Below are 20,182 nucleotides of genomic sequence, written 5' to 3' on the forward strand. Positions count from 1 at the left end.
TGCCGCACTGCCTGTACCAGACCAAGACATTTCAGCCTAAACAGCCTGCGGGCTGCCCCAAACCAATGACCAAATCTACGCTCCGTTTCTGGCTCCTGTCGCTTCCGGTTGTACTGACCGCACTCGGCTTCATGGCCTTCGCCCCCAAAGCCGACGAACCCATCAAAATCGGGTTTATTCCCCTCACCGACTGCGCGCCCATTGTCATGGCCAAAGAACTGGGCCTGTTCGAAAAATACGGTGTCAACGTACAGGTCAGCAAAGAAGCCTCGTGGGCCAACGTCCGCGACAAGATTCTGACCGGCGAACTCGATGCCGCCCACTGCCTGTACACCATGCCGTTTTCCGTTTATACGGGCGTGGGCGGCAAGGCAGGCTCGGAGATGTATATCGCCATGGTGCTCAACAACAACGGCCAGGCGATCACGCTCTCCAACGACTTCTGTGGCAAGGTTGGCTTCAAACAAACCAGCAAGGTAGCCGCAGCCGTAGCGGCCAAGCTGAAAGCCGAGAAAGAAGTAACCTTTGCCATGACCTTCCCCGGCGGTACGCACGACCTGTGGCTCCGCAACTGGCTGGCCTCGGCCGGCGTCGATCAGAAAAAGGTCAAGATCATTACCATTCCGCCCCCGCAAATGGTGGCCAACATGAAAGTAGGCAACATGGACGGGTTCTGCGTGGGCGAGCCCTGGAACGGGGTAGCCGTGAAACAGGGAGTTGGCTTTACCGAAATCACCACGCAGGATATCTGGAAACACCACCCCGAGAAGGCGCTGGTGGCCAACAGGGAGTTTGCGACCAAAGACCGCGAAAAGCTGAAGCGGGTGATAATGGCCGTGCTGGAAGCCTGCAAGTGGCTCGACAACGCAGCCAACCGCAAGAAAGCCGCTGCCACCATTGGCCGGGCTCCGTTTGTGAATGCCCCCGCCGACGTGATCGAAAACCGCATGGCCGGCACCTACGATCTGGGCTGCAACCAGGGCCAGGAAATCTACGGCGACGATATGATGCAGTTTTTCCGGGGTGGTCAGGTAAACCTGCCCCGTAAATCGCACGCGATCTGGGCCATGGCGCAGTACGTTCGCTTCGACTACCTGAAAACAGCCCCCGACTACAAGGCCATTGCCGACAAACTGGTGCTGCAGGACCTGTATAAGGAAGTAGCCACGAAAATGGGCATCAAGATTCCAAACGACGACATGAAGCCGTTCAGCCTGACGCTCGACAAGGCCCCCTTCGATCCCAACAACCCGTCGGGCTACCTGGCCAAAAAATAACCCTGACCCATTTTTTCTGACCACAACCAAACCGGGCCGGCCCCGTGCCGGCCCCCACAACGTATGGAAGCACTTAGTAATCAGGCCGCCATTGCGCTCGACGAAGCGCCCCGGGCCCTTTCCAACCCGCGGCTGCAGCAGCTGCTGACCGGTGCCCGCGCCGGCCTGACATCGCTTGGTTTTGCCGCCGTCGGTATGCTGGTGCTGATCGGTGGCTGGTGGCTCGTGAGCCTCATTACCAAAAACGAGATTCCCACACCGGCCGCCACCTGGGCCGTGTTCAGTACCCTGCTCGACGATCCGTTCTACGATGCCGGCCCTAACGACAAGGGCATTGGCCTGCAACTCTGGAGTTCGATTGTGCGGGTATTCACGGGCTTCGGTCTGGGATCGCTGGTGGCCATTCCGCTGGGGATTCTGCTGGGCGCCAACGACCTGTGCCGCCGAATTTTTTACCCCATCATCCAGATTCTGAAGCCGGTGTCGCCCCTGGCGTGGTTCCCGATCGGGCTGATGTCGTTTCAGTCGGCCGAGAAAGCCACCATCTTCATTATTTTCATTACCTCGCTCTGGCCCACGCTCATCAATACGGCGTTTGGGGTAGCCTCGCTCCCCCAGGATCACAAGAACGTGGCCCGGGTATTTGGCTTTTCGATCTGGCAGTATATCACCAAAATTCTGCTGCCGTTCAGCCTGCCCCACATCATCACAGGCCTGCGCCTGTCGATCGGCGTGGCGTGGCTGGTTATCGTGGCCGGCGAGATGCTGTCGGGGGGCGTGGGCATCGGCTTCTTCGTCTGGGACAGCTGGAACGCCCTGAGCCTGGAGAAAGTAATCTCGGCCATTCTGATCATCGGCATCGTGGGCCTGCTCCTCGACCGGATTTTCACCTACATCGAACACAAAGTGTCGTACGCAAAATAGGTTTTCGGTATACAGTTTTCGGTATACGGTGGCTGACGCGAACTAGCTAGCATCCGGGGCAACACGCCCCTGCCAGGAACTGAATACTGTAAACCGTAAACTGAATACCGAAAACCTACCTTCTGTCTTATGTCTCAGATACAACTCAAAAACCTCGAAATAGCCTTTACGGGCGCGAAGGGCCGATTTGTGGCGGTCAAAAACATCAACCTTTCGATCGAAAAGGGCGAAATCATCGCCATTATCGGGCACTCGGGCTGCGGCAAATCGACCATTCTGAACGCCATCGCCGGCATGACCAGACACACCGCCGGCGACCTGCTCATCAACGGGCAGCCCGTAAAGGGTCCGGGGCCCGACCGGGGCATGGTGTTCCAGCATTACTCGCTGCTGCCGTGGCTGTCGGTCGAACGCAACATCCGGGTGGCGGTCGACGCCGTACTGACCGGCAAAAGCGCCGACGAAAAAGCCGATATCGTTCGCTATTTCCTGAAAGCCGTCAACCTCGAGCAGCACAGCAACAAGCTGCCGAGCGAAATCTCGGGCGGCATGAAACAGCGCACGGCCATTGCCCGCGCCTTCGCCATCAACCCCGACATTCTGCTGCTCGACGAACCCTTCGGCGCGCTCGATGCCCTCACCAAGAGTGCCATGCACGTCGAACTGCTCAAGCTCTGGAACCTCGACAACCGGCAGAAAACCATCGTTATGGTTACCCACGACATCGAAGAAGCCATTTTTCTGGCCGACCGTATCGTGGTGATGAGCGATGGCCCGGCAGCCACCATCCGCGAAATCGAAAACGTACCGATCGGACGCCCCCGCCACAAAAAAGACGTTGCCCACAACCCCGTCTACAACACCATCCGCGACCGGCTGCTCGACCTGCTCGTCGACAAACAGTCGATTGCCGACATCGTTCTCTAGCCCACTCCCCATCACTGCTCCGCTTCTTCTGCCATGACAACCGGTAAACTCACCCGACTCAACGTTTTCTCCGCATCGGGCATTCAGATGCGGACCTTCCACATCACGTGGCTGACCTTTTTTGTCTGCTTTTTCGGCTGGTTCGGCATTGCGCCCCTGATGCCCATCATCCGCGATGACCTGCACCTGACCAAACCCCAGATCGGCAACGCCATCATCGCAGCCGTTTCGATGACGGTTTTTGCCCGGCTGCTCATTGGCCGGCTCTGCGACACCATTGGCCCCCGGCTGACCTACACGGGTCTGCTCGTGGTAGGTGCCATTCCGGTTATGGGCATTGGGCTGGCCCACAGCTACGAATCGTTTCTGTGGTTCCGGCTGGCTATTGGCGTGATTGGAGCCTCGTTTGTGATTACCCAATACCACACCTCGGCCCTGTTTGCCGACCAGGTGAAAGGAACGGCCAACGCCGTAGCCGGCGGCTGGGGTAATCTGGGCGGGGGCGTCACCAACATGGTTATGCCCCTGATTCTGGCGGGTTTTGTGGCGGCCGGCTACACCAAACCCGAGGCCTGGCGCCTGGCCATGCTGGTACCGGGCGGGCTGCTGCTGGTGATGGCGTTTGTGTATTACCGCTACACACAGGATACGCCGGCGGGCAATTTTGCCGATCTGAAGCGGAGCGGGCCTGCCGAAACCAGCCCGGTTGGCTTCGGCAAAGCGGCTGCCGACTGGCGCGTGTGGGCCCTGTTTCTGGCCTACGGAGCCTGTTTCGGCGTCGAGATCACGTTTGACGGGGTGGCGGCTCTCTACTTTACCGATACGTTCAAACTCGATCTGGCTACGGCGGGGCTGCTGGCCGGGGTTTTCGGCTTCATGAACCTGTTTGCCCGGGCGCTGGGCGGTATCGTGGCCGACAAGGTTGGCGCGCGCTACGGTATGCGGGGCAAGGGATTTCTGCTGGCCAGCATGCTGCTACTCGAAGGACTGGGCATCATGCTGTTCGCGCAGTCGGGCAGTCTGGTGCTGGCGGTGGGGGTCATGCTGGGCTTTGCCCTGTTTCTGAAAATGGCCAACGGCGCTACCTACGCGATTGTCCCCTTCGTCAACAAACGAGCCGTAGGGGTTGTCAGCGGCATTGTTGGCGCCGGCGGTAACGTGGGTGGCGTACTGGCGGGCTTCCTGTTCAAATCCGAATCGATCAGCTACGGGCAGGCCTTCCTCTACATCGGTATGGCGGTGGCCGTGGTGGCGATGCTTGTAGCGGTCACGCGTTTTGCCGAAAAGCCGGTTACGGAGTCGGTTGTCGAATACGCCTAACGTCCGGAGCCGGTACCAACCGGAGCCGGCTGTCCTCTTCTTCCCATGGTAAAATCAACCTGTTCGTATTGTGGTGTCGGCTGTGGCGTACTGGTCGATGTAGACCGGCGGTCGGGCGGTCCGCAGGGGCAACTTACCCTGCAGGGCGATCCCAGTCATCCGGGTAGCCGGGGTATGCTGTGCTCGAAAGGCATGAACCTGCACTACACCGTTATGGATCAGACCGACCGGCTGCTCTACCCGCAGATGCGCTACAACCGCAGCATGCCGCTCCAGCGGGTGTCGTGGGACGATGCCCTCGACCGGGCTGCCGCCGTATTCCGGTCGCTGATTGCCAGGTATGGCCCCGATTCGGTGGGGTTCTACGCATCGGGGCAGTGCCTGACAGAAGAATATTACCTGCTCAACAAGCTTACGAAGGGCTTTCTGGGCACCAACAACCTCGACACCAACTCGCGGCTCTGCATGTCGTCGGCGGTGGTGGGCTACAAGCAGACCCTGGGCGAAGATTCGGTGCCCTGCTCCTACGAAGACATCGATCTGGCCGATACGCTGCTGGTGGCGGGGGCCAATCCGGCCTGGTGCCACCCCATTATTTTCCGACGCATCGAAGCCCGCAAAGCCGCCTTCCCCGATTTCAAACTGATCGTGGTCGACCCGCGCCGGACGCAGACCGCCACGATGGCCGATCTGCACCTCCAGATCAAACCCGGCACCGACATTGTGCTGCACCACGCCATTGCGCGGGGCCTGATCGACCGGGGCCTGATCGACCGGGACTTTATTGATAACCACACCGATGGCTTCGACGCCTTCGACCAGAAAGTCCACGAACGCACACTCAAAGAAGCGGCTTCGCTCTGCGGCATCTCGCTCGACGACCTGAAGTGGGCCATCGAATACATCGGCCGCTCGAAGGGCTTCATGAGCATGTGGACTATGGGGCTCAACCAGAGCGTCGTGGGTGTCAGCAAAAACGTGTCGCTCATCAACCTGTCGCTCATTACGGGTCAGATTGGCAAACCCGGCGCGGGGCCGCTCTCGCTGACGGGCCAGCCCAACGCTATGGGCGGACGCGAAACGGGCGGGATGAGCAACCTGCTGTCGGCCCACCGCGACATGGCCAATCCCGAACACCGGCAGCAGGTTGCCGATGCCTGGGGCGTCGACAGCGTTCCGGCCAAACCCGGCCTGACGGCTACCGAACTGTTTGCCGCCCTGCGCGACGGCCGGATGAAAGCCGTCTGGATCGTCTGTACCAACCCAATGGTGAGCCTGCCCGACTCGGCACTGGTGGACGAAGCGCTGCAGAACGCCAAATTCGTGGTGGTACAGGATATCTCGAACCGGGCCGACACTGTGGCCTATGCCGATCTGGTGCTGCCGGCGGCTGGCTGGGGTGAGAAATCGGGCACCATGACCAGTTCCGAACGGCGCGTATCGTACCTGAACAAATTTGTGGAGCCCCCCGGCGAAGCCAGACCCGATGCCGAAATCATCTGGACGTTTGCCCGCAAAATGGGCTTCGGCCACGCGTTTCCCTATACCGATGTGGCGCAGGTGTACGACGAGCACGTAGCCCTGACCAGGGGCACCAACCTCGACATGGGCGGGCTGAGCCACGAGCGGCTGAAAACGGAGGGCACCATCCAGTGGCCCGTGCCCACAGCCGATTCGCCCGGCACGCCCCGGCTCTTTACCGACCGCCGTTTCTACACACCTAACGGACGCGCCCAGATCAAAACCGTTTCGGACGAGAATCACTCCGAACCCACCACGCCCGACTTTCCGCTCATCCTCACCACCGGCCGCATCCGCGACCAATGGCATACCATGACCAAAACGGGTAAGGTAGCCCGGCTGAACACCCACCTGCCGAAACCCTTTCTCGAGATCCATCCTAAAGACGCCCAGGCGCGCGGCATTGCGGAGGGGAGCCCCGTGCGCATCAGCAGCCGGCGGGGCAACGTTTTCGTCAATGCCACCCTCACCACGACCATACGGCGGGGGGTGGTTTTTTTACCCATGCACTGGGGCAAACGCCTGGGCAGTTCGTCGGCCCGCGCCAACAACCTAACCCATCCGCTTATCGATCCGGTATCGAAAGAGCCCGATCTGAAGTTTTCGGCGGTGCAGGTGGTGCCCGTAGCGGTGCCCACCCGGCGCATTGTGCTGGTGGGGGCCGGAGCCGCGGCCACCCGCTTCGTCAGTGCCTACCGCGCCCTGCCGCGGCCGGCCGGCACCCCACCCGACGAGCTACACGTTTTCAGCCGGGAAATCAACCCGTTTTACAACCGCGTGTTACTGCCCGACTACGTGAGCGGGGCCAAAACGTGGGATAAGCTGGTGCGGCTGACACCCGAAGCCACGGCCGGGCTGGGCGTGCAGCTGCACATTGGCACCACGATTACGGACATCGACCGGGCAGCTAAAACGGTGACCGACTCAACCGGGCAGACTCATCCCTACGACGTGCTGCTGCTGATGACCGGCAGCCGGGCCTTTATGCCCCGCGACTACGAAACTCCCCTGACCGGTGTGCTGACCATGCGTACCCGCCACGATGCCGACGCCCTGCTGGCGCGGCTGCAGCCCGGCGATCCCTGCGTGATTGTGGGCGGGGGGCTGCTGGGACTCGAACTGGCGGCTTCGCTGCGCACGATTGGCGTTCGGGTGTCGGTCATTCAGCGTGAGAACCGCCTGATGACCCGGCAGCTCGACGAAGTGGCCAGCGAACTCCTCTACCAGGAACTGACCGACCGGGGCATCGACATTCTATACAACGAAAGCATTCGCTACTACGTTGGCGACAAGGCCGTGGAAGGCGTTCACCTGGCCAACGGGCAAACCATTCCGGCCAAAGCCGTGGTCTTTGCCATTGGCACCCAACCCAACACCGAGCTGGCCCGCGCGGCTGGTCTGGCCGTTAACCGGGGTATTGTGGTCAACGAATACCTGCAGACCGACGACCCGTCCATCTACGCGGCCGGCGAAGTGGCCGAACTGAACGGGCAACTCTGGGGCATCACAGCGGCCGCCGAGGAGCAGGCCGATATTATTGCCCGGCACCTGCTGGGTGACCGGGTGAACCACTACACCGGCTCCCTCTCGATGAACATTCTCAAAATGGATGGCCTGCACCTGTGTTCGCTGGGTATGCCCTCGGCCCCGGCCGGCGCACCCGACTACGAAGAGGTAATCTTTATCGACCGGGCCAAACGGTTCTACAAGAAATGCATCATCCACCGCGACCGGCTGGTTGGCGCAATCCTGATCGGCGACAAAAACGAATTTCTGGAATATAAAGACCTGATTCAGCAGCGCACCGAACTGTCGGACCGGCGGCTGTCGCTCCTGCGGTCGGGGCAGGCGCCCAAACCCGTGCTGGGTAAACTCGTCTGCTCGTGTAACACCGTAGGCGAAGGTAACCTGACCGAAGCCATCCAGGCCGGCGCCACCGACTTCGGCCGGCTTTGCGAAACCACCGGTGCCGGCACGGGCTGTGGCTCCTGCCGCCCCGAGGTCAAAGCTATTCTGGATCGGGTGGGCCGGAAAGTACCCGTTTCTGCCTGATTTTCCCTACGCCAGTCAGCCACACACCGTCCGATCGCTTACGTATGACACCGCTCCGCATTCTGACCCACGGGGGCCGTATTGCCCCCAACGACCTGCGCCAGGTAGTGGGCTGGGCGCTCGACTACGGCCTCACCACGCTGGAAGTCGGCAACCGGCAGGAGATTCTGCTGCGGCCACCCACCCGAACCATCCGGGAAGATCTGGCCCGCCGGATTCACGCGCTGGGGCTGCCTACCGATGAGGCCGACAGCCAGCGGCCCAACCTTGTCTCGTCGTTGCCAGCCACCGACCTGCTGGCCGATACGCCCTGGCTCACGGCGGGTACTTACCTCGACTGCCTGGCGCAGTTTCGCGACTGGACACCCCGGCTCAAAATCAACCTCGTCGATCCGGTGCAGACGCTGGTGTCGCCCTTTACGGGCAATATCAACTTTATTGCGTCGCCCGAACCGGGCTACTGGTATGTCTTTCTGCGCCCCTCGGGAAGTGTCCGGCGCTACGCCTGGCCCATCCTGATTGAGAGCGAATCGCTCGAAAAATTCGTGCGGGTGGTCGAGCATCACTACTTCCAGCATAGCCCTGATTCGGGCGTACGCGCCACCGCCGATGCTTTTTACCGGGCCGTAATGGCCGATTTTCAGGGTAATACGCGCCGGGTACGGGAGCCCCTTACCCGCGACGATACCCCTACCCCGATTTACGAAGGGTTCCACCGCAGCCCAACGGGGCATTACTGGCTGGGGCTTTTTCGCCGGCAGACTGTTTTTCCGCTGCCGTTTATCGACGCTTTGTGCGATCAGTGCCGCAGCAGCCGGATCGGCCAGCTTTACCTGACGCCATATAAAACGATCCTGGTCAAAGACATCCGGGAAGCCGACCGGCCCGCCTGGGATCGGCTGCTGGGGCGGCATGGTATTCGGACCAACCTGCCCGGCTGGTACCTCAACTGGCAATTGCCCAATGCCGACGAGCAGTCGGTTTTGGTCCGAAACGAGATTCTGCAGCAGCTCGACAATGCCGACATCCGGACCGACGAACTGAGCTTTGCCATCAACGTGCCGTTTTCGGAAGCCGTGGCCTCGGTAATCATCCACCAGAATGGCTCCCCCCAGTCGTTCGACGTGTATCAGCGCACGGGCCACTCGGCTACCAATGCCCAGTACGTATTGTTTGCCAAAAGCCAGCCCCTGGCGCAGCTAAGCGACGCCATCCGGCAGTTATCGCTGGCCTATTACGAACGGCTCAGCACACCGACACCCGTCGGTTTCGCGGACGATGACAGGCCGGCCGAACAACCGCAGCACTGTGTGCACGAGTGTCCGGCCTGCCTCAGCCGCTACGACGAACGCTACGGCGAACCCGCCCGGGGCATTGCGCCCAGCACGCCCTTTACCACCCTGCCCGATACCTATACCTGCGGGCTCTGCGACACCGAAAAAGCCGCCTTTACCCCCAAATGGGTAGCCGCCTAGCCACGGGTACTGAGCGTAATCAGGCGCGCAGCCAGACAACGGCCGGGGAGGCAGTATCAAGGGGGGTATGCGCCAATCGGCCATTGGTCTGTCAGTAAACAGCGGCCCGTAGGTGTACCACTGCCCGATCATGCGTGCACAGCTGCAGGCATACAACTGCCCGACCACGGCCCGTCGGGAGCCGGTAGGCTCCTGAAGCGGGCCCATTCCTTTTTTAGTATCCCGATCGCACCCGATTTACGGATTAGCCCACAGCCGTTGCAGCGTACGTTTATCGCGTACAGGCGATAACAAAAGACAAAAGCGGCCCCCACCTGAAGCATTTTCCCCGGTTTATGCGTTAACAGCTATGGCGCCGACCCTGCGGGCTCGAAACGCCAGCTGCCGTAACGGCCAACAATCAACCAAAAACCAAGACCCGGATAATGGCCGAACGCATTACTTACGGCAAAACCTGGTGGGGCCAGCAGTGGCTCAATGCGCTTACCCAGATCGACGAGCACAACCGGCTGCCCCGCGGCAAGACCTATGCCAACAAGGGAGCCGTGCAGGCGCTCAAGATCGACGCCAATCAGATCAGTGCATCGGTCAGGGGCACCAAGCCCCGGCCCTATAAGATAAAGCTTACCGTGCCGCCCTTCACTGATCAGGAACGGGCGCTGCTGCTGGCCGAAATCAGCGATAACCCCGCCATTCTGGCGCAGCTGCTCAACCGGCAACTGCCCGAAGAGCTGGTGCAGTTTGCCCGGCAGCAGAACATCCGGCTCTTTCCCGAATCGTTCGACGATCTGGGCATGGGTTGCTCCTGCCCCGACTATGCCGTGCCCTGCAAACACTTGGCAGCCGCTATTTACGTGGTGGCCAACGAAATCGACCGGAACCCGTTTCTGGTCTTTCAGCTCAAGGGCCTCCATATTCTCGATGAACTGAAAGACCAGCAGGCCGAGGTGCTGAGCGGAGGACTCGAATCGGTGCTGCTGCTGCGCGACCTGGGCACCGACGAGCTACCCGACGACGAAGACTGGAAACCCGACGAAACCGCCCGGGCGCAGCTCGATTTTGCCACCATCCCTCCCCTGGCCGAACCACTGCTCAACCTGTTGCAACCCGACGTTACCTTTACCAAGAGTGATTTTCTGAAATCGCTGACAAGGGCTTATACCCTGTTTGGCCGCCCCCCGGGCGATAAGCCGCTTCGGGGCAGCAAAGCCGCGGTTTACCAGAAAAGTATTGTGGCCGTGGGCAAAGCCAAAGCCGCGGCCAGATCGACTCCTGCCGAAACACCCGACCCCAGCGACAGCATCGAGCTGCACCTCGATGAGCTGATGGAAATCAAGAAAATCGGCGTTTATACGGAGCGGGGTGAGCAGCGGGCCTTCGCCGATTTCGACCTGCCCGATCTGACCGACTGGCTCGACACACTCACCGAAGCCGACTTTGCCGAAATGAGTGATTCGGTGCGGGCGCTGTACCTGGCCCACCAGTTTTCGGCTGCCCTGCTGCGCCGGGGCGCGGTGGTGCCCCAGCTGCTGTGTCTGGGGCTGAAAGAAGACCAGTACCGGGTGCGGTGGCTGCCCGCTACCCTCAACGAAGCCGTGCGCCAGCAAACCGATCTGCTGGCGGCTCAGCTGCCTCCACTGCTGCTGACCATGCGCTGGCAGAAAGAGTGGCTGGCCCTGCCCGGCCGTGAGCAGGGGCTAATGCTGTGTTCGCTGCTGATGCGCCCCATCATCCACGACACAACCGTTGAGCTCTGGGAGCGCTGGCCACTCGAAGATGCCGACCGCTTGTTTTTTGGCGTCGAAACCGTTCGGTTTGAGGGCTTCGGCAAGCGCGAAATGCCCCTGGCCATGCAGCTCTGGCTCAACGACTTTTTCCTGAGCCATAAGCGCTTTGTACCGATCCTGTCGGTCGAAGACAGCGAACCCGACGGCAGCCCACTGGCGGGTGAGTTTCGGATCAGCCTGCTTATCCGCGATACCGACGCCACCGGGCCAGCCCCCAGCGCATCGGAAAAGGGGGGTACCAAAGCCAGCCGTAAAACGCCGGCCGCCATGCGCCCGCCCATACCCGTGCGCGAGATGCTGACCGATGCCACCCACTCGACCAGCCGCATGGCCGTGCTGCAGGACCTGCTGGTACTGTCGCGGCATTTTCCCGATCTGGCCCAGCTGACCCGCAGCGACGGCCCCGAGCACCTCTACTACAAGTCGGACGATTTTGTCCATATCCTGCTCGACACGCTGCCGCGCATGCAGCTGCTGGGCATCGGGCTCCTGCTGCCCAATTCGCTCCGGCACTGGGTACGCCCGTCGGCCGGGGGGCGGCTGCGAAAGAAAACCGGCGTGGTGTCGTCCGATTCGTTTATGCGGCTCGACGATATGCTTACCTTCGACTGGCAGGTAGCCCTGGGCGACGAGATGGTGAATCTGGGCGACTTTCAGCAGCTGGTCAGCCAGGCGACGGGGCTGGTCAAGATCCGCGACCAGTATGTACTGATCGATCCCACCGAACTGAACAAGCTTTACAAGCAGCTGGAGTCGCCCCCCGAACTGACCGGCACCGACCTGCTGCGGGCCGCCCTGACCGAGGAGTACAAAGGCGGCCGGTTGGGTCTGTCGCCCGATGTACGCGAGGTGATCCGGCAGTTTACCGATGCGCAGGCCCAACCTCTGCCCGACAGGCTGCAGGCTACCCTGCGCCCCTACCAGCAGCGGGGCTACGACTGGCTCATCAAAAACACGGCGCTGGGCATGGGCAGCCTGCTGGCCGACGATATGGGTCTGGGCAAAACCCTGCAGATCATTGCGCTGCTGCTGCGGTTCCGGCAGGAGGGCCGTTTCAAAAAACAGCGGGGGCTGGTGGTGTTGCCCACCACCCTGCTTACGAACTGGCAGAAAGAAATTGCCCGCTTTGCGCCCGAGCTAAACGCCCACGTCTACCACGGCCCCGGCCGCAAGCTGCCTGCGGGCGCTTACGACCTGCTGCTGACGACCTACGGCGTGGTGCGCTCCGACATCGACCTGTTTAAGAAAACAACCTGGGCCACGGTGGTCATCGATGAGGCTCAGAACATCAAAAACGCCGATACCGAGCAGACCAAGGCAGTCAAGGCGCTCAAAGCCCCCATCCGGATTGCCCTCAGCGGCACCCCCGTCGAAAACCGGCTGTCGGAGTTCTGGAGCATTATGGATTTCGTCAACAAAGGGTACCTGGGTAGTCTGACCCGGTTCAACGAAGAATTTGGCAAGCCCATCCAGCAGGAGCGCGACCATCAGAAACTCGACCAGTTCCGGCGGGTGACAAGCCCGTTCCTGCTCCGGCGCGTCAAGACCGACAAAACCATTATCGGCGACCTGCCCGACAAAATCGAGAACAACCAGTTCTGCGCCCTCACTACCGAGCAGGCGGCTCTTTACCAGCGTGTGGTGCAGGAGAGTATGAAAGCCATTGAGGCCAAAGACGGTATTGCCCGGCGCGGCCTGGTGCTGAAACTCATGACCGCTCTCAAGCAGATTGGCAACCACCCGTTCCAGTACCTCAAGCAGGGCAACGATGCCCCGGCCCTGTCGGGCAAGGCGACGCTGCTGCTCAACCTGCTCGAAACCATCTACGCCAGCCACGAGAAAGTGCTTATTTTCACGCAGTACCGCGAAATGGGCGAACTCCTGCAGCAGTTTATCGGGCAGGCGTTCGGGCAAGAGCCCCTGTTTCTGCACGGCGGCACCACCCGCCCCGACCGCGACCGGATGGTCGAGCAGTTTCAGCGCAACCGTTCCGATCACACGTTTATTCTGTCGCTGAAAGCGGGCGGCACGGGCCTTAACCTGACCCAGGCCAACCATGTCATTCACTACGACCTGTGGTGGAACCCCGCCGTGGAAGCGCAGGCCACCGACCGGGCCTTCCGGATCGGGCAAACCAAAAATGTGCTGGTGTACCGGCTTATGAACCAGGGTACCCTCGAGGAGAAAATCGACGCCATGATCCGGTCGAAAAAAGAACTGGCCGACCTGAGCGTAAAAACCGGCGAAACCTGGCTGGGCGACCTGAGCGACGACGACCTGAAAGAACTTGTATCGCTGGGGTAAGGTGCCCTGTCGGAGCAGAACAGACCTTGCATAAGCCAGATAGGTATATACCAACCCCCATCCGGCTTATGTATCGACTAAACCGCTCCTTGCATGCGCTCCAGTCGACGTACCTTCATCAAAACCCTGTCGGCCGCTTCGGCACTGGCCGCTGCCCCCGGCCTGTCATCGCCCGGCTTTGCTTACATTCCCAACCTCCGGAAAGTCAGCCCCAACGACAAAATCCGCATTGCCACCATTGGCATGGGCATCCAGGGCAACTACGACACCCTGGCGGCCCTGCGCAACCCCGACGTTGAACTGGTGGCCGTAGCCGACCTCTACGACGGCCGGCTTGAACACGCCCGAACGGCCTTCGGCAAAGACAAGGCCCTGTTTACCACCCGCGACTACCGTGAAATTCTGGCCCGGCCCGACGTGGATGCCGTGCTGGTAGTGACACCCGACCACTGGCACGACCACATCACCATTGCCGCTCTGAAGGCAGGCAAGCACGTGTACTGCGAAAAGCCCATGGTACAGCACATCGACGAGGGCAAAGCCGTGATCGACGCCTGGAAAAAATCGGGCAAAACCATGCAGGTAGGCAGTCAGCGCATCAGCAGCGCGGCCTTTCAGGAAGCCAAACGCCTGGTTCAGGCCGGCGACATCGGCCAGATCAACTACATCGAATCGAACAACGATCGCTTCAACGCTATCGGTGCCTGGAACTATTCGGTGCCCCCCGATGCCTCGACGCAGACCCTCGACTGGGACCGGTTTCTGGGCGACGCGCCCAGGCGCCCCTTCGATGCCAACCGCTTTTTCCGGTGGCGCAACTACCGCGACTACGGCACGGGTGTCGCCGGCGATCTGTTCGTGCACCTGATTACGGGCGTTCACTACGTGACCAACACCCTGGGCCCAACCCGTATCTATTCGTCGGGCAACCTGGCCTACTGGAAAGAAGGGCGCGACGTACCCGACATCATGACAAGCGTGATGGACTACCCCAAAACGCCCGAACACGAAGCTTTCCAGATGGTGCTGCGGGTGAATTTCGCCAATGCCGGTCGCATCAACGACATAACGCGCATCATTGGCAACGAGGGCCAGATCGAGTTTTCGGAGAATAACCTGATTCTGACCAAGAAGAAACTACCCATTGCGCCCGGCTACGGTGGCTACGACAGCTTCTTTACCTTCACCGAACCGGTGCAGCAGGAGTTTGTGAAGCAGTACGATGCCAAATACCCGCCCGAGACCCGCAAGGCCGAACCGGTGAAGGAAGTGAAGTTTGAATCGCCCAAAGGCGACGATGCCCATGCCAAACACTTTGCCGACTTCTTCGCCAACGTGCGGGCCGGCAGCCAGGGCACTATCGAGGACCCCGTTTTCGGATTCCGGGCAGCCGCGCCCGTGCTGGCCTGCAACGCCAGTTATTTCGAGCAGCGGGTAATTCACTGGGACCCGCTGACCATGACCCAGCGTATGCCGGGTGGTGCCGCAACGGCTAAAAAAGCGCCGACCAAAAAGAAATAAGGCCAGTCGGTACGTTAGTAGTTCGGGAGCCCGTTGCTCCCGAACTACTTCTCTATGACCATGCGTCGACCTTTCGGCCTTTGGCGGTGGCTGCTGGTGGGGCTGCTGATCTGGATCGGTACCGACCTTTTCGTACCGCGCAAACACAGTATCCGGCAGTTCGACCCGGCCACGGTGGCCCAACTCGAAACCGATATGTGGCGCGCTTACTACGATAAAAATCCGGCGCTGCTGTTCTGGCAGCTGGCGGGTGGCTTGCGGCAACAGTTTGGGGCTCCGTTCTGGCGGTCGTTTGTACTGGCCTTTCAGGCTACGCGGGCGGCTTTCGTGTTCAAGCAGGGCGGTTCGCAGGCCGACTATGACCAGGCGCTGCCGCTGCTCGAAACGTATTACGACGCTGTGCAGCGCCTGTCGATCGAATCGTTTCGGGTACCCGACATGGCCCGCGAAGAGCTAAACTGGTGGATCGTGCACCGGCAGCGCGACCGCTACACCTACGCCGATCTGGCGCTGGCCCTCGATCGCACGGCGGCTGTGCTCTACGAGCGCCCCGCCCCGGCCTTTGCGCGTTACGGACAACTGCGGGCCGAGGCCATGCGCCTGTGCGACGAAGCAGGCCGGGGGGCTACCGAGGCCGACTGGCAGCGTATCGATCAGGTCCTTAACCAGGCCTGGTCGGAGCTGCACCGGGTGGTTCGGCCCAAAACCCCAAACCAATAGGGCCATCACCGGCTTATGCTAGTACGCGGTCGGCTGACTGTGTTCACCCCCTCCCCTATGCAACTAACGATTTCGCCCGAAAACCCGCTCGAGTGGCTGGCCCTGCGGGCCAACCTGGCCCCCATTCCGCTGCTCCACGCGCAGGTGATGCCGGTGCTGGCCAAAGCCGTGCTCGAAGCCGCCGACAAGGGGGTGTTCGAAGCCGCCAGCGCTGGCCCCCAAACCATCGACCAGCTGGTACAGACCCTGGGCCTCAACAAAAAAGCGCTGGGCGAGCTGATGGGGCTGCTGACGGCCATGGGCTATTTCACGTATGCCAGCGAGCAGTTTACGCTGACGCGGATGGCCCGGCGATTTGCCCTCAAAGATGATCCGCAATCGGTTCACGGCATGCTCGTGTTCAATAACCGCGTGGTCTGGGACTGGCTCGACCACCTGGGCGAGTACCTCCAGACGGGGCGCGGTATCCAGTACCACGATACGCTCTCGGCCGACCAATGGCGCTACTACCAGGAAGCCATGGTAGCCGCTACCAGTACCGAAGCCCGCGAGTTTGGCCGGCGCGCGCCCGTGCCGAAAACCGCTACCCGCATGCTCGACATCGGCGGATCGCACGGGCAGCATTCGGTGGCGCTCTGCAAAAAATTACCCGCCCTCACGGCCACCATCCTCGATCTGCCGGCAGCTATCGAGCAGGCGGCTCCCCTGCTGGCCCGGCAGGGTCTGGGCGACCGGGTGCAGCACCAGCCCGGAAACGCCCTCACCGACGATTTTGGCACCAACGCCTACGATATCATTCTGCTGTCGAGCCTGGCCCACCATTTCACACCCGGGCAGAACCAGCTCGTTACCGAAAAAGCTGCCCGGGCGCTGCGGCCCGGTGGGGTGTTTATCGTGAATGAGTTTATCCGGCCGGCCGTGGGCGGCAAACCCGAGCTGGTGGGCAGCAGCACCGACCTGTTCTATGGCCTGAGCAGCACGGCCGGCAATTATTCGATCGACGAGATTGGCAGCTGGCAGCAGCAGGCGGGCCTCAAAAAGCCCAAAGTGGTCTGGTACCGCACCCTGCCCGGCCGCGCCATGGTAGCGGCCCGAAAATAACCGGCCCGGCGCGTACCTTTGTCCTATCGTTTGGGAGCGCGGAGCGTGGAACCTGCAAGCAGCAGTCCGGCGCTCATCGGTTTTATCCCCTGACGACGTATAAACAAGCATAAAAACCCCGTTTATGAAATTCAAAAAGCACGTTTTCATCTGTACCAACCAGAAAGAAGCACCAAAAAAAAGCTGCGGAGCCGAGCACGGTGCGGCCCTCGTCGAAGCGTTTAAACAGGAACTAACCCAACGCGGCCTGCAAAAGGAAATCCGGGCGCAGCGGGCCGGCTGCCTCGATGCCTGCGCGTTCGGGCCGGCACTGGTTGTGTATCCCGAGGGTACCTACTACGGCAATGTTCAGCTGAGCGATGTGGCCGAGATCGTGGAAAACCACCTGGTCAACGATCAGCCGGTCGAGCGCCTGACGCTGAACGTCTAAGTCGGGCGCATGGCCCGTTTTGTTTACTGCCAACCCCGTTATGCCAGCCTACAAACACCTTTTCTTCGACCTCGATCATACGCTCTGGGATTTCGACCGCAACTCGGCCGAGTCGATCACCGAGCTGTACCACACGTTTCGGCTGGCCGACCGGGGTGTGGCCACCCCCGACGATTTCAGCGGGCACTTTGTGCGCATCAATCGGGCGCTCTGGGATGACTACGACCGGAATCTGATCACCCACGGCTATATCCGCGAAAACCGCTTTCCGATGGTATTCGATGCGCTGGGTGTCGATGGCAACGATATTCATGTGGCCATGAACGACGAGTACCTGCGGCTGCTACCCCGCAAAACGCACCTGCTCGAGTCGGCCCGCGACGTACTCGACTACCTGCATGGCCGCTATCCGATGCACATCATCACCAATGGCTTTGCCGACATTCAGGCTATCAAGCTCGAGAGCGCCGGCATTGCTCATTATTTCGGGGAAGTCATTACCAATGGTGTAGTCAATGCTAAGAAACCCGATCCGGCCATTTTTCGCTACGCCCTGGATCTGTGCGGGGCCGAAGCGGCCGACAGCCTGATGATTGGCGACAACTACGAAGCCGATATCATGGGTGGCAAGGGGGCCGGGCTCGATACGCTGTTCTATAACCCCGGTGGACTGCCAACCCCTGTGGCGCCTACCTACACCATCAGTCACTGGACCGAACTGATGGCTATTTTGTAAGCTGACCGCTGGCAAAGCACCCAATTGGGTGCTTTGCCCGTTTTTTTTTTCCTACGCCCATGAAGCTTTTCCTTTCTCTGCTCCTCATTCCCTGCCTGGCGGTGGCCCAGCCGGCTCCGGTGGTCGATGTCTGCATTTACGGCGGCACCTCTGCCGGCGTCATGGCCGCCTACACGGCCAAAAAAGCCGGCAAATCGGTTGTGCTGATCGAGCCGGGCAACCACCTCGGCGGCCTGACAGCCGGCGGCCTGGGGGCTACCGATATCGGCAACAAATTTGTGATTACGGGTCTGGCCCGCGACTTCTACCGCCGGGTTGGCGCGCACTACGGCCGGCTCGAACAATGGACATTTGAACCCCACGTGGCCGAGAACCTCTTTCGGCAATACCTCGCCAGTGCCCAGGTCGAGCCGCTGATGAATCACCGCATTGTCGGTGCCGACGTGAAGGCACAGGTGATCCAGTCGATCGAGCTGGAACCCAGCACCGGTGCCGGTGACCACCGCACCATCCGGGCGCGGCAGTTTATCGACTGCAGCTACGAGGGCGATCTGATGGCCCGGGCGGGCGTGGCCTACACCGTTGGGCGCGAAGCCAACAGTCAGTATGGCGAAACCTGGAACGGCGTGCAGCTGCTCGACAAACACCAGTTTCCCAACGGGGTCGATCCGTATCGTGTGCCGGGCAACCCGGCCAGCGGACTGCTGTGGGGTATACAGTCAGGCAAGGTAGCCCCCAACGGGTCCGGCGACAAGGCCGTACAGGCCTATAATTACCGAATGTGCCTCACCAACGATCCGACCAACCAGCTGCCGATTACGCGCCCCGCCGGCTACGACTCGACCCACTACGAGCTGCTGCTGCGGCAGATTGCCCAGAAAACGCCTAAAGAGCTGACCTGGAACCTGATGCATTTTGTGATGATGCCTAATCACAAAACAGACATCAACAACTGCGGAGGCTTTTCGACCGACATGATCGGCGCCAACTACGATTACCCGGAGGCCAGCTACGCCCGCCGGGCCGAGATCATCCGCGAACACGAACAATACACCAAGGGTCTGTTCTACTTCATCGGGCACGATCCGCGGATGCCCAAACACCTGCGCGACGAAATGCTGCAGTGGGGCTACCCCAAGGATGAATACACCGACAACGGCCATTTCTCGCACCAGCTCTACATCCGCGAGGCCCGGCGCATGGTAGGTGACTACGTCATGACGCAGGCCAACTGCGAAGGCAAAGCCACTGTACCCGACAAGATCGGCATGGCCGCCTACACCATGGATTCGCACAACTGCCAGCGGCTGGTTGTCGACGGCCAGACCCGCAACGAGGGCGATGTGCAGGTAGGTGGCTTTCCGCCCTATCCGGTCAGCTACCGGGCGCTCGTGCCCAAACGCGGCAGCGTGCAGAACCTGCTGGTACCGGTTTGCCTGTCGGCTACGCACATTGCCTATGGGTCGATCCGGATGGAGCCGGTATTCATGGTGCTGGCGCAGTCGGCGGCCGTGGCAGCCTGCCAGGCGATCGACGAGCGGAAAGCGGTGCAGGACATCGACGTTCGGAAACTGCAGAACCAGCTGGCGCAAAACCCGCTCATGGATGGGTCGAAGCCCGAAATTCTAATCGACAACGACGACTCGACCCGGGTGCAGACCACCGGTGCCTGGCAGCGCGAAACCAAAGGCGGCAAGTACGGTGCATCGATGCTGGTGGCGGCCAAAGGCGGCAGCGGCAGTGCCCGGTTTATGCTCCCGGCCAACCGACCCGGTCGCTACCGCGTCTACATCTACAACCCCAGCCGGTCGGGCGGGGGCGGTAACCCCGGCGAGTTTGGCATCCAGACCGACAAGGCCAGCCGGGTGCAGGTACAGCTCAACACGGGTAAAACAGTCGAAACGCTGTTCTACAACCAGCAGCCGCAGGCCAACGACTGGGTGGCCGTGGGCGAACACCAGCTTACCGGTGCCAAAGGCGCTTATGTCGACATCAGCAGCGCCAGTTCCGACGGCGCCGTAGTGGCCGATGCGGTTCTGTTTATTCCGGTGAAACCCTGAGTATTGCTCTTCATCAAAGCATAACCA

Annotated in this window: 13 protein-coding genes; all 13 read left to right on the plus strand. The window is 60.9% G+C overall.

The window, feature by feature from the left end; genetic code table 11:
* Positions 1-65: 65 nt before the first annotated feature.
* The 13 genes from ACYVAC_RS06615 (at position 66) to ACYVAC_RS06675 (ending at position 20,155) form a co-directional block, all read left to right on the plus strand.
* Positions 66-1,277: a CmpA/NrtA family ABC transporter substrate-binding protein gene (locus tag ACYVAC_RS06615; RefSeq protein ID WP_461096809.1), complete on the plus strand. Its 1,212-nt coding sequence runs from the start codon at positions 66-68 to the stop codon at positions 1,275-1,277.
* Positions 1,278-1,340: 63 nt separating this feature from the next.
* Positions 1,341-2,201: a nitrate ABC transporter permease gene (ntrB, locus tag ACYVAC_RS06620; RefSeq protein ID WP_461096810.1), complete on the plus strand. Its 861-nt coding sequence runs from the start codon at positions 1,341-1,343 to the stop codon at positions 2,199-2,201.
* Positions 2,202-2,330: 129 nt separating this feature from the next.
* On the plus strand, positions 2,331-3,128 hold the full coding sequence (locus ACYVAC_RS06625) for an ABC transporter ATP-binding protein (protein WP_461096811.1): 798 nt from the start codon (positions 2,331-2,333) through the stop codon (positions 3,126-3,128).
* A 33-nt stretch (positions 3,129-3,161) separates the two neighbouring features.
* A complete protein-coding gene (locus tag ACYVAC_RS06630) occupies positions 3,162-4,448 on the plus strand; it encodes an MFS transporter (protein WP_461096812.1) in 1,287 nt (428 codons plus the stop codon).
* Between the two features lie 45 nt (positions 4,449-4,493).
* On the plus strand, positions 4,494-8,021 hold the full coding sequence (locus ACYVAC_RS06635) for a molybdopterin-dependent oxidoreductase (protein WP_461096813.1): 3,528 nt from the start codon (positions 4,494-4,496) through the stop codon (positions 8,019-8,021).
* A gap of 44 nt (positions 8,022-8,065) precedes the next feature.
* On the plus strand, positions 8,066-9,496 hold the full coding sequence (locus ACYVAC_RS06640) for a rubredoxin (protein ID WP_461096814.1): 1,431 nt from the start codon (positions 8,066-8,068) through the stop codon (positions 9,494-9,496).
* A 425-nt stretch (positions 9,497-9,921) separates the two neighbouring features.
* Positions 9,922-13,587: an SNF2-related protein gene (locus ACYVAC_RS06645; protein WP_461096815.1), complete on the plus strand. Its 3,666-nt coding sequence runs from the start codon at positions 9,922-9,924 to the stop codon at positions 13,585-13,587.
* Between the two features lie 93 nt (positions 13,588-13,680).
* The gene (locus ACYVAC_RS06650) at positions 13,681-15,108 is read left to right on the plus strand and encodes a Gfo/Idh/MocA family protein (protein WP_461096816.1); all 1,428 of its coding nucleotides are present in this window, start codon (positions 13,681-13,683) and stop codon (positions 15,106-15,108) included.
* 60 nt (positions 15,109-15,168) lie between these two features.
* Positions 15,169-15,828, plus strand: a complete 660-nt coding sequence (locus tag ACYVAC_RS06655; protein ID WP_461096817.1) for a hypothetical protein — start codon at positions 15,169-15,171, stop codon at positions 15,826-15,828.
* Between the two features lie 57 nt (positions 15,829-15,885).
* Entirely contained in the window at positions 15,886-16,929 is a 1,044-nt protein-coding gene (locus ACYVAC_RS06660) for a class I SAM-dependent methyltransferase (RefSeq protein WP_461096818.1), read from the plus strand.
* Positions 16,930-17,053: 124 nt separating this feature from the next.
* Positions 17,054-17,359, plus strand: a complete 306-nt coding sequence (locus ACYVAC_RS06665) for a (2Fe-2S) ferredoxin domain-containing protein (protein WP_461096819.1) — start codon at positions 17,054-17,056, stop codon at positions 17,357-17,359.
* 40 nt (positions 17,360-17,399) lie between these two features.
* Positions 17,400-18,095, plus strand: coding sequence for a YjjG family noncanonical pyrimidine nucleotidase (locus ACYVAC_RS06670; protein WP_461096820.1), 696 nt, complete (start codon positions 17,400-17,402; stop codon positions 18,093-18,095).
* A gap of 59 nt (positions 18,096-18,154) precedes the next feature.
* Entirely contained in the window at positions 18,155-20,155 is a 2,001-nt protein-coding gene (locus tag ACYVAC_RS06675) for an FAD-dependent oxidoreductase (protein WP_461096821.1), read from the plus strand.
* Positions 20,156-20,182 lie beyond the last annotated feature (27 nt).

The organism is Spirosoma luteolum, assembly GCF_054778875.1.

Bases quoted from the DNA above. Each gene is read 5' to 3' on its own strand.
- ACYVAC_RS06660 (WP_461096818.1), top strand. From the start codon at position 15,886: ATGCAACTAACGATTTCGCCCGAAAACCCGCTCGAGTGGCTGGCCCTG.
- ACYVAC_RS06635 (WP_461096813.1), top strand. From the start codon at position 4,494: ATGGTAAAATCAACCTGTTCGTATTGTGGTGTCGGCTGTGGCGTACTG.
- ACYVAC_RS06615 (WP_461096809.1), top strand. From the start codon at position 66: ATGACCAAATCTACGCTCCGTTTCTGGCTCCTGTCGCTTCCGGTTGTA.
- ACYVAC_RS06650 (WP_461096816.1), top strand. From the start codon at position 13,681: ATGCGCTCCAGTCGACGTACCTTCATCAAAACCCTGTCGGCCGCTTCG.
- ACYVAC_RS06630 (WP_461096812.1), top strand. From the start codon at position 3,162: ATGACAACCGGTAAACTCACCCGACTCAACGTTTTCTCCGCATCGGGC.
- ACYVAC_RS06665 (WP_461096819.1), top strand. From the start codon at position 17,054: ATGAAATTCAAAAAGCACGTTTTCATCTGTACCAACCAGAAAGAAGCA.
- ACYVAC_RS06625 (WP_461096811.1), top strand. From the start codon at position 2,331: ATGTCTCAGATACAACTCAAAAACCTCGAAATAGCCTTTACGGGCGCG.
- ACYVAC_RS06670 (WP_461096820.1), top strand. From the start codon at position 17,400: ATGCCAGCCTACAAACACCTTTTCTTCGACCTCGATCATACGCTCTGG.
- ntrB (WP_461096810.1), top strand. From the start codon at position 1,341: ATGGAAGCACTTAGTAATCAGGCCGCCATTGCGCTCGACGAAGCGCCC.
- ACYVAC_RS06645 (WP_461096815.1), top strand. From the start codon at position 9,922: ATGGCCGAACGCATTACTTACGGCAAAACCTGGTGGGGCCAGCAGTGG.
- ACYVAC_RS06640 (WP_461096814.1), top strand. From the start codon at position 8,066: ATGACACCGCTCCGCATTCTGACCCACGGGGGCCGTATTGCCCCCAAC.
- ACYVAC_RS06655 (WP_461096817.1), top strand. From the start codon at position 15,169: ATGCGTCGACCTTTCGGCCTTTGGCGGTGGCTGCTGGTGGGGCTGCTG.
- ACYVAC_RS06675 (WP_461096821.1), top strand. From the start codon at position 18,155: ATGAAGCTTTTCCTTTCTCTGCTCCTCATTCCCTGCCTGGCGGTGGCC.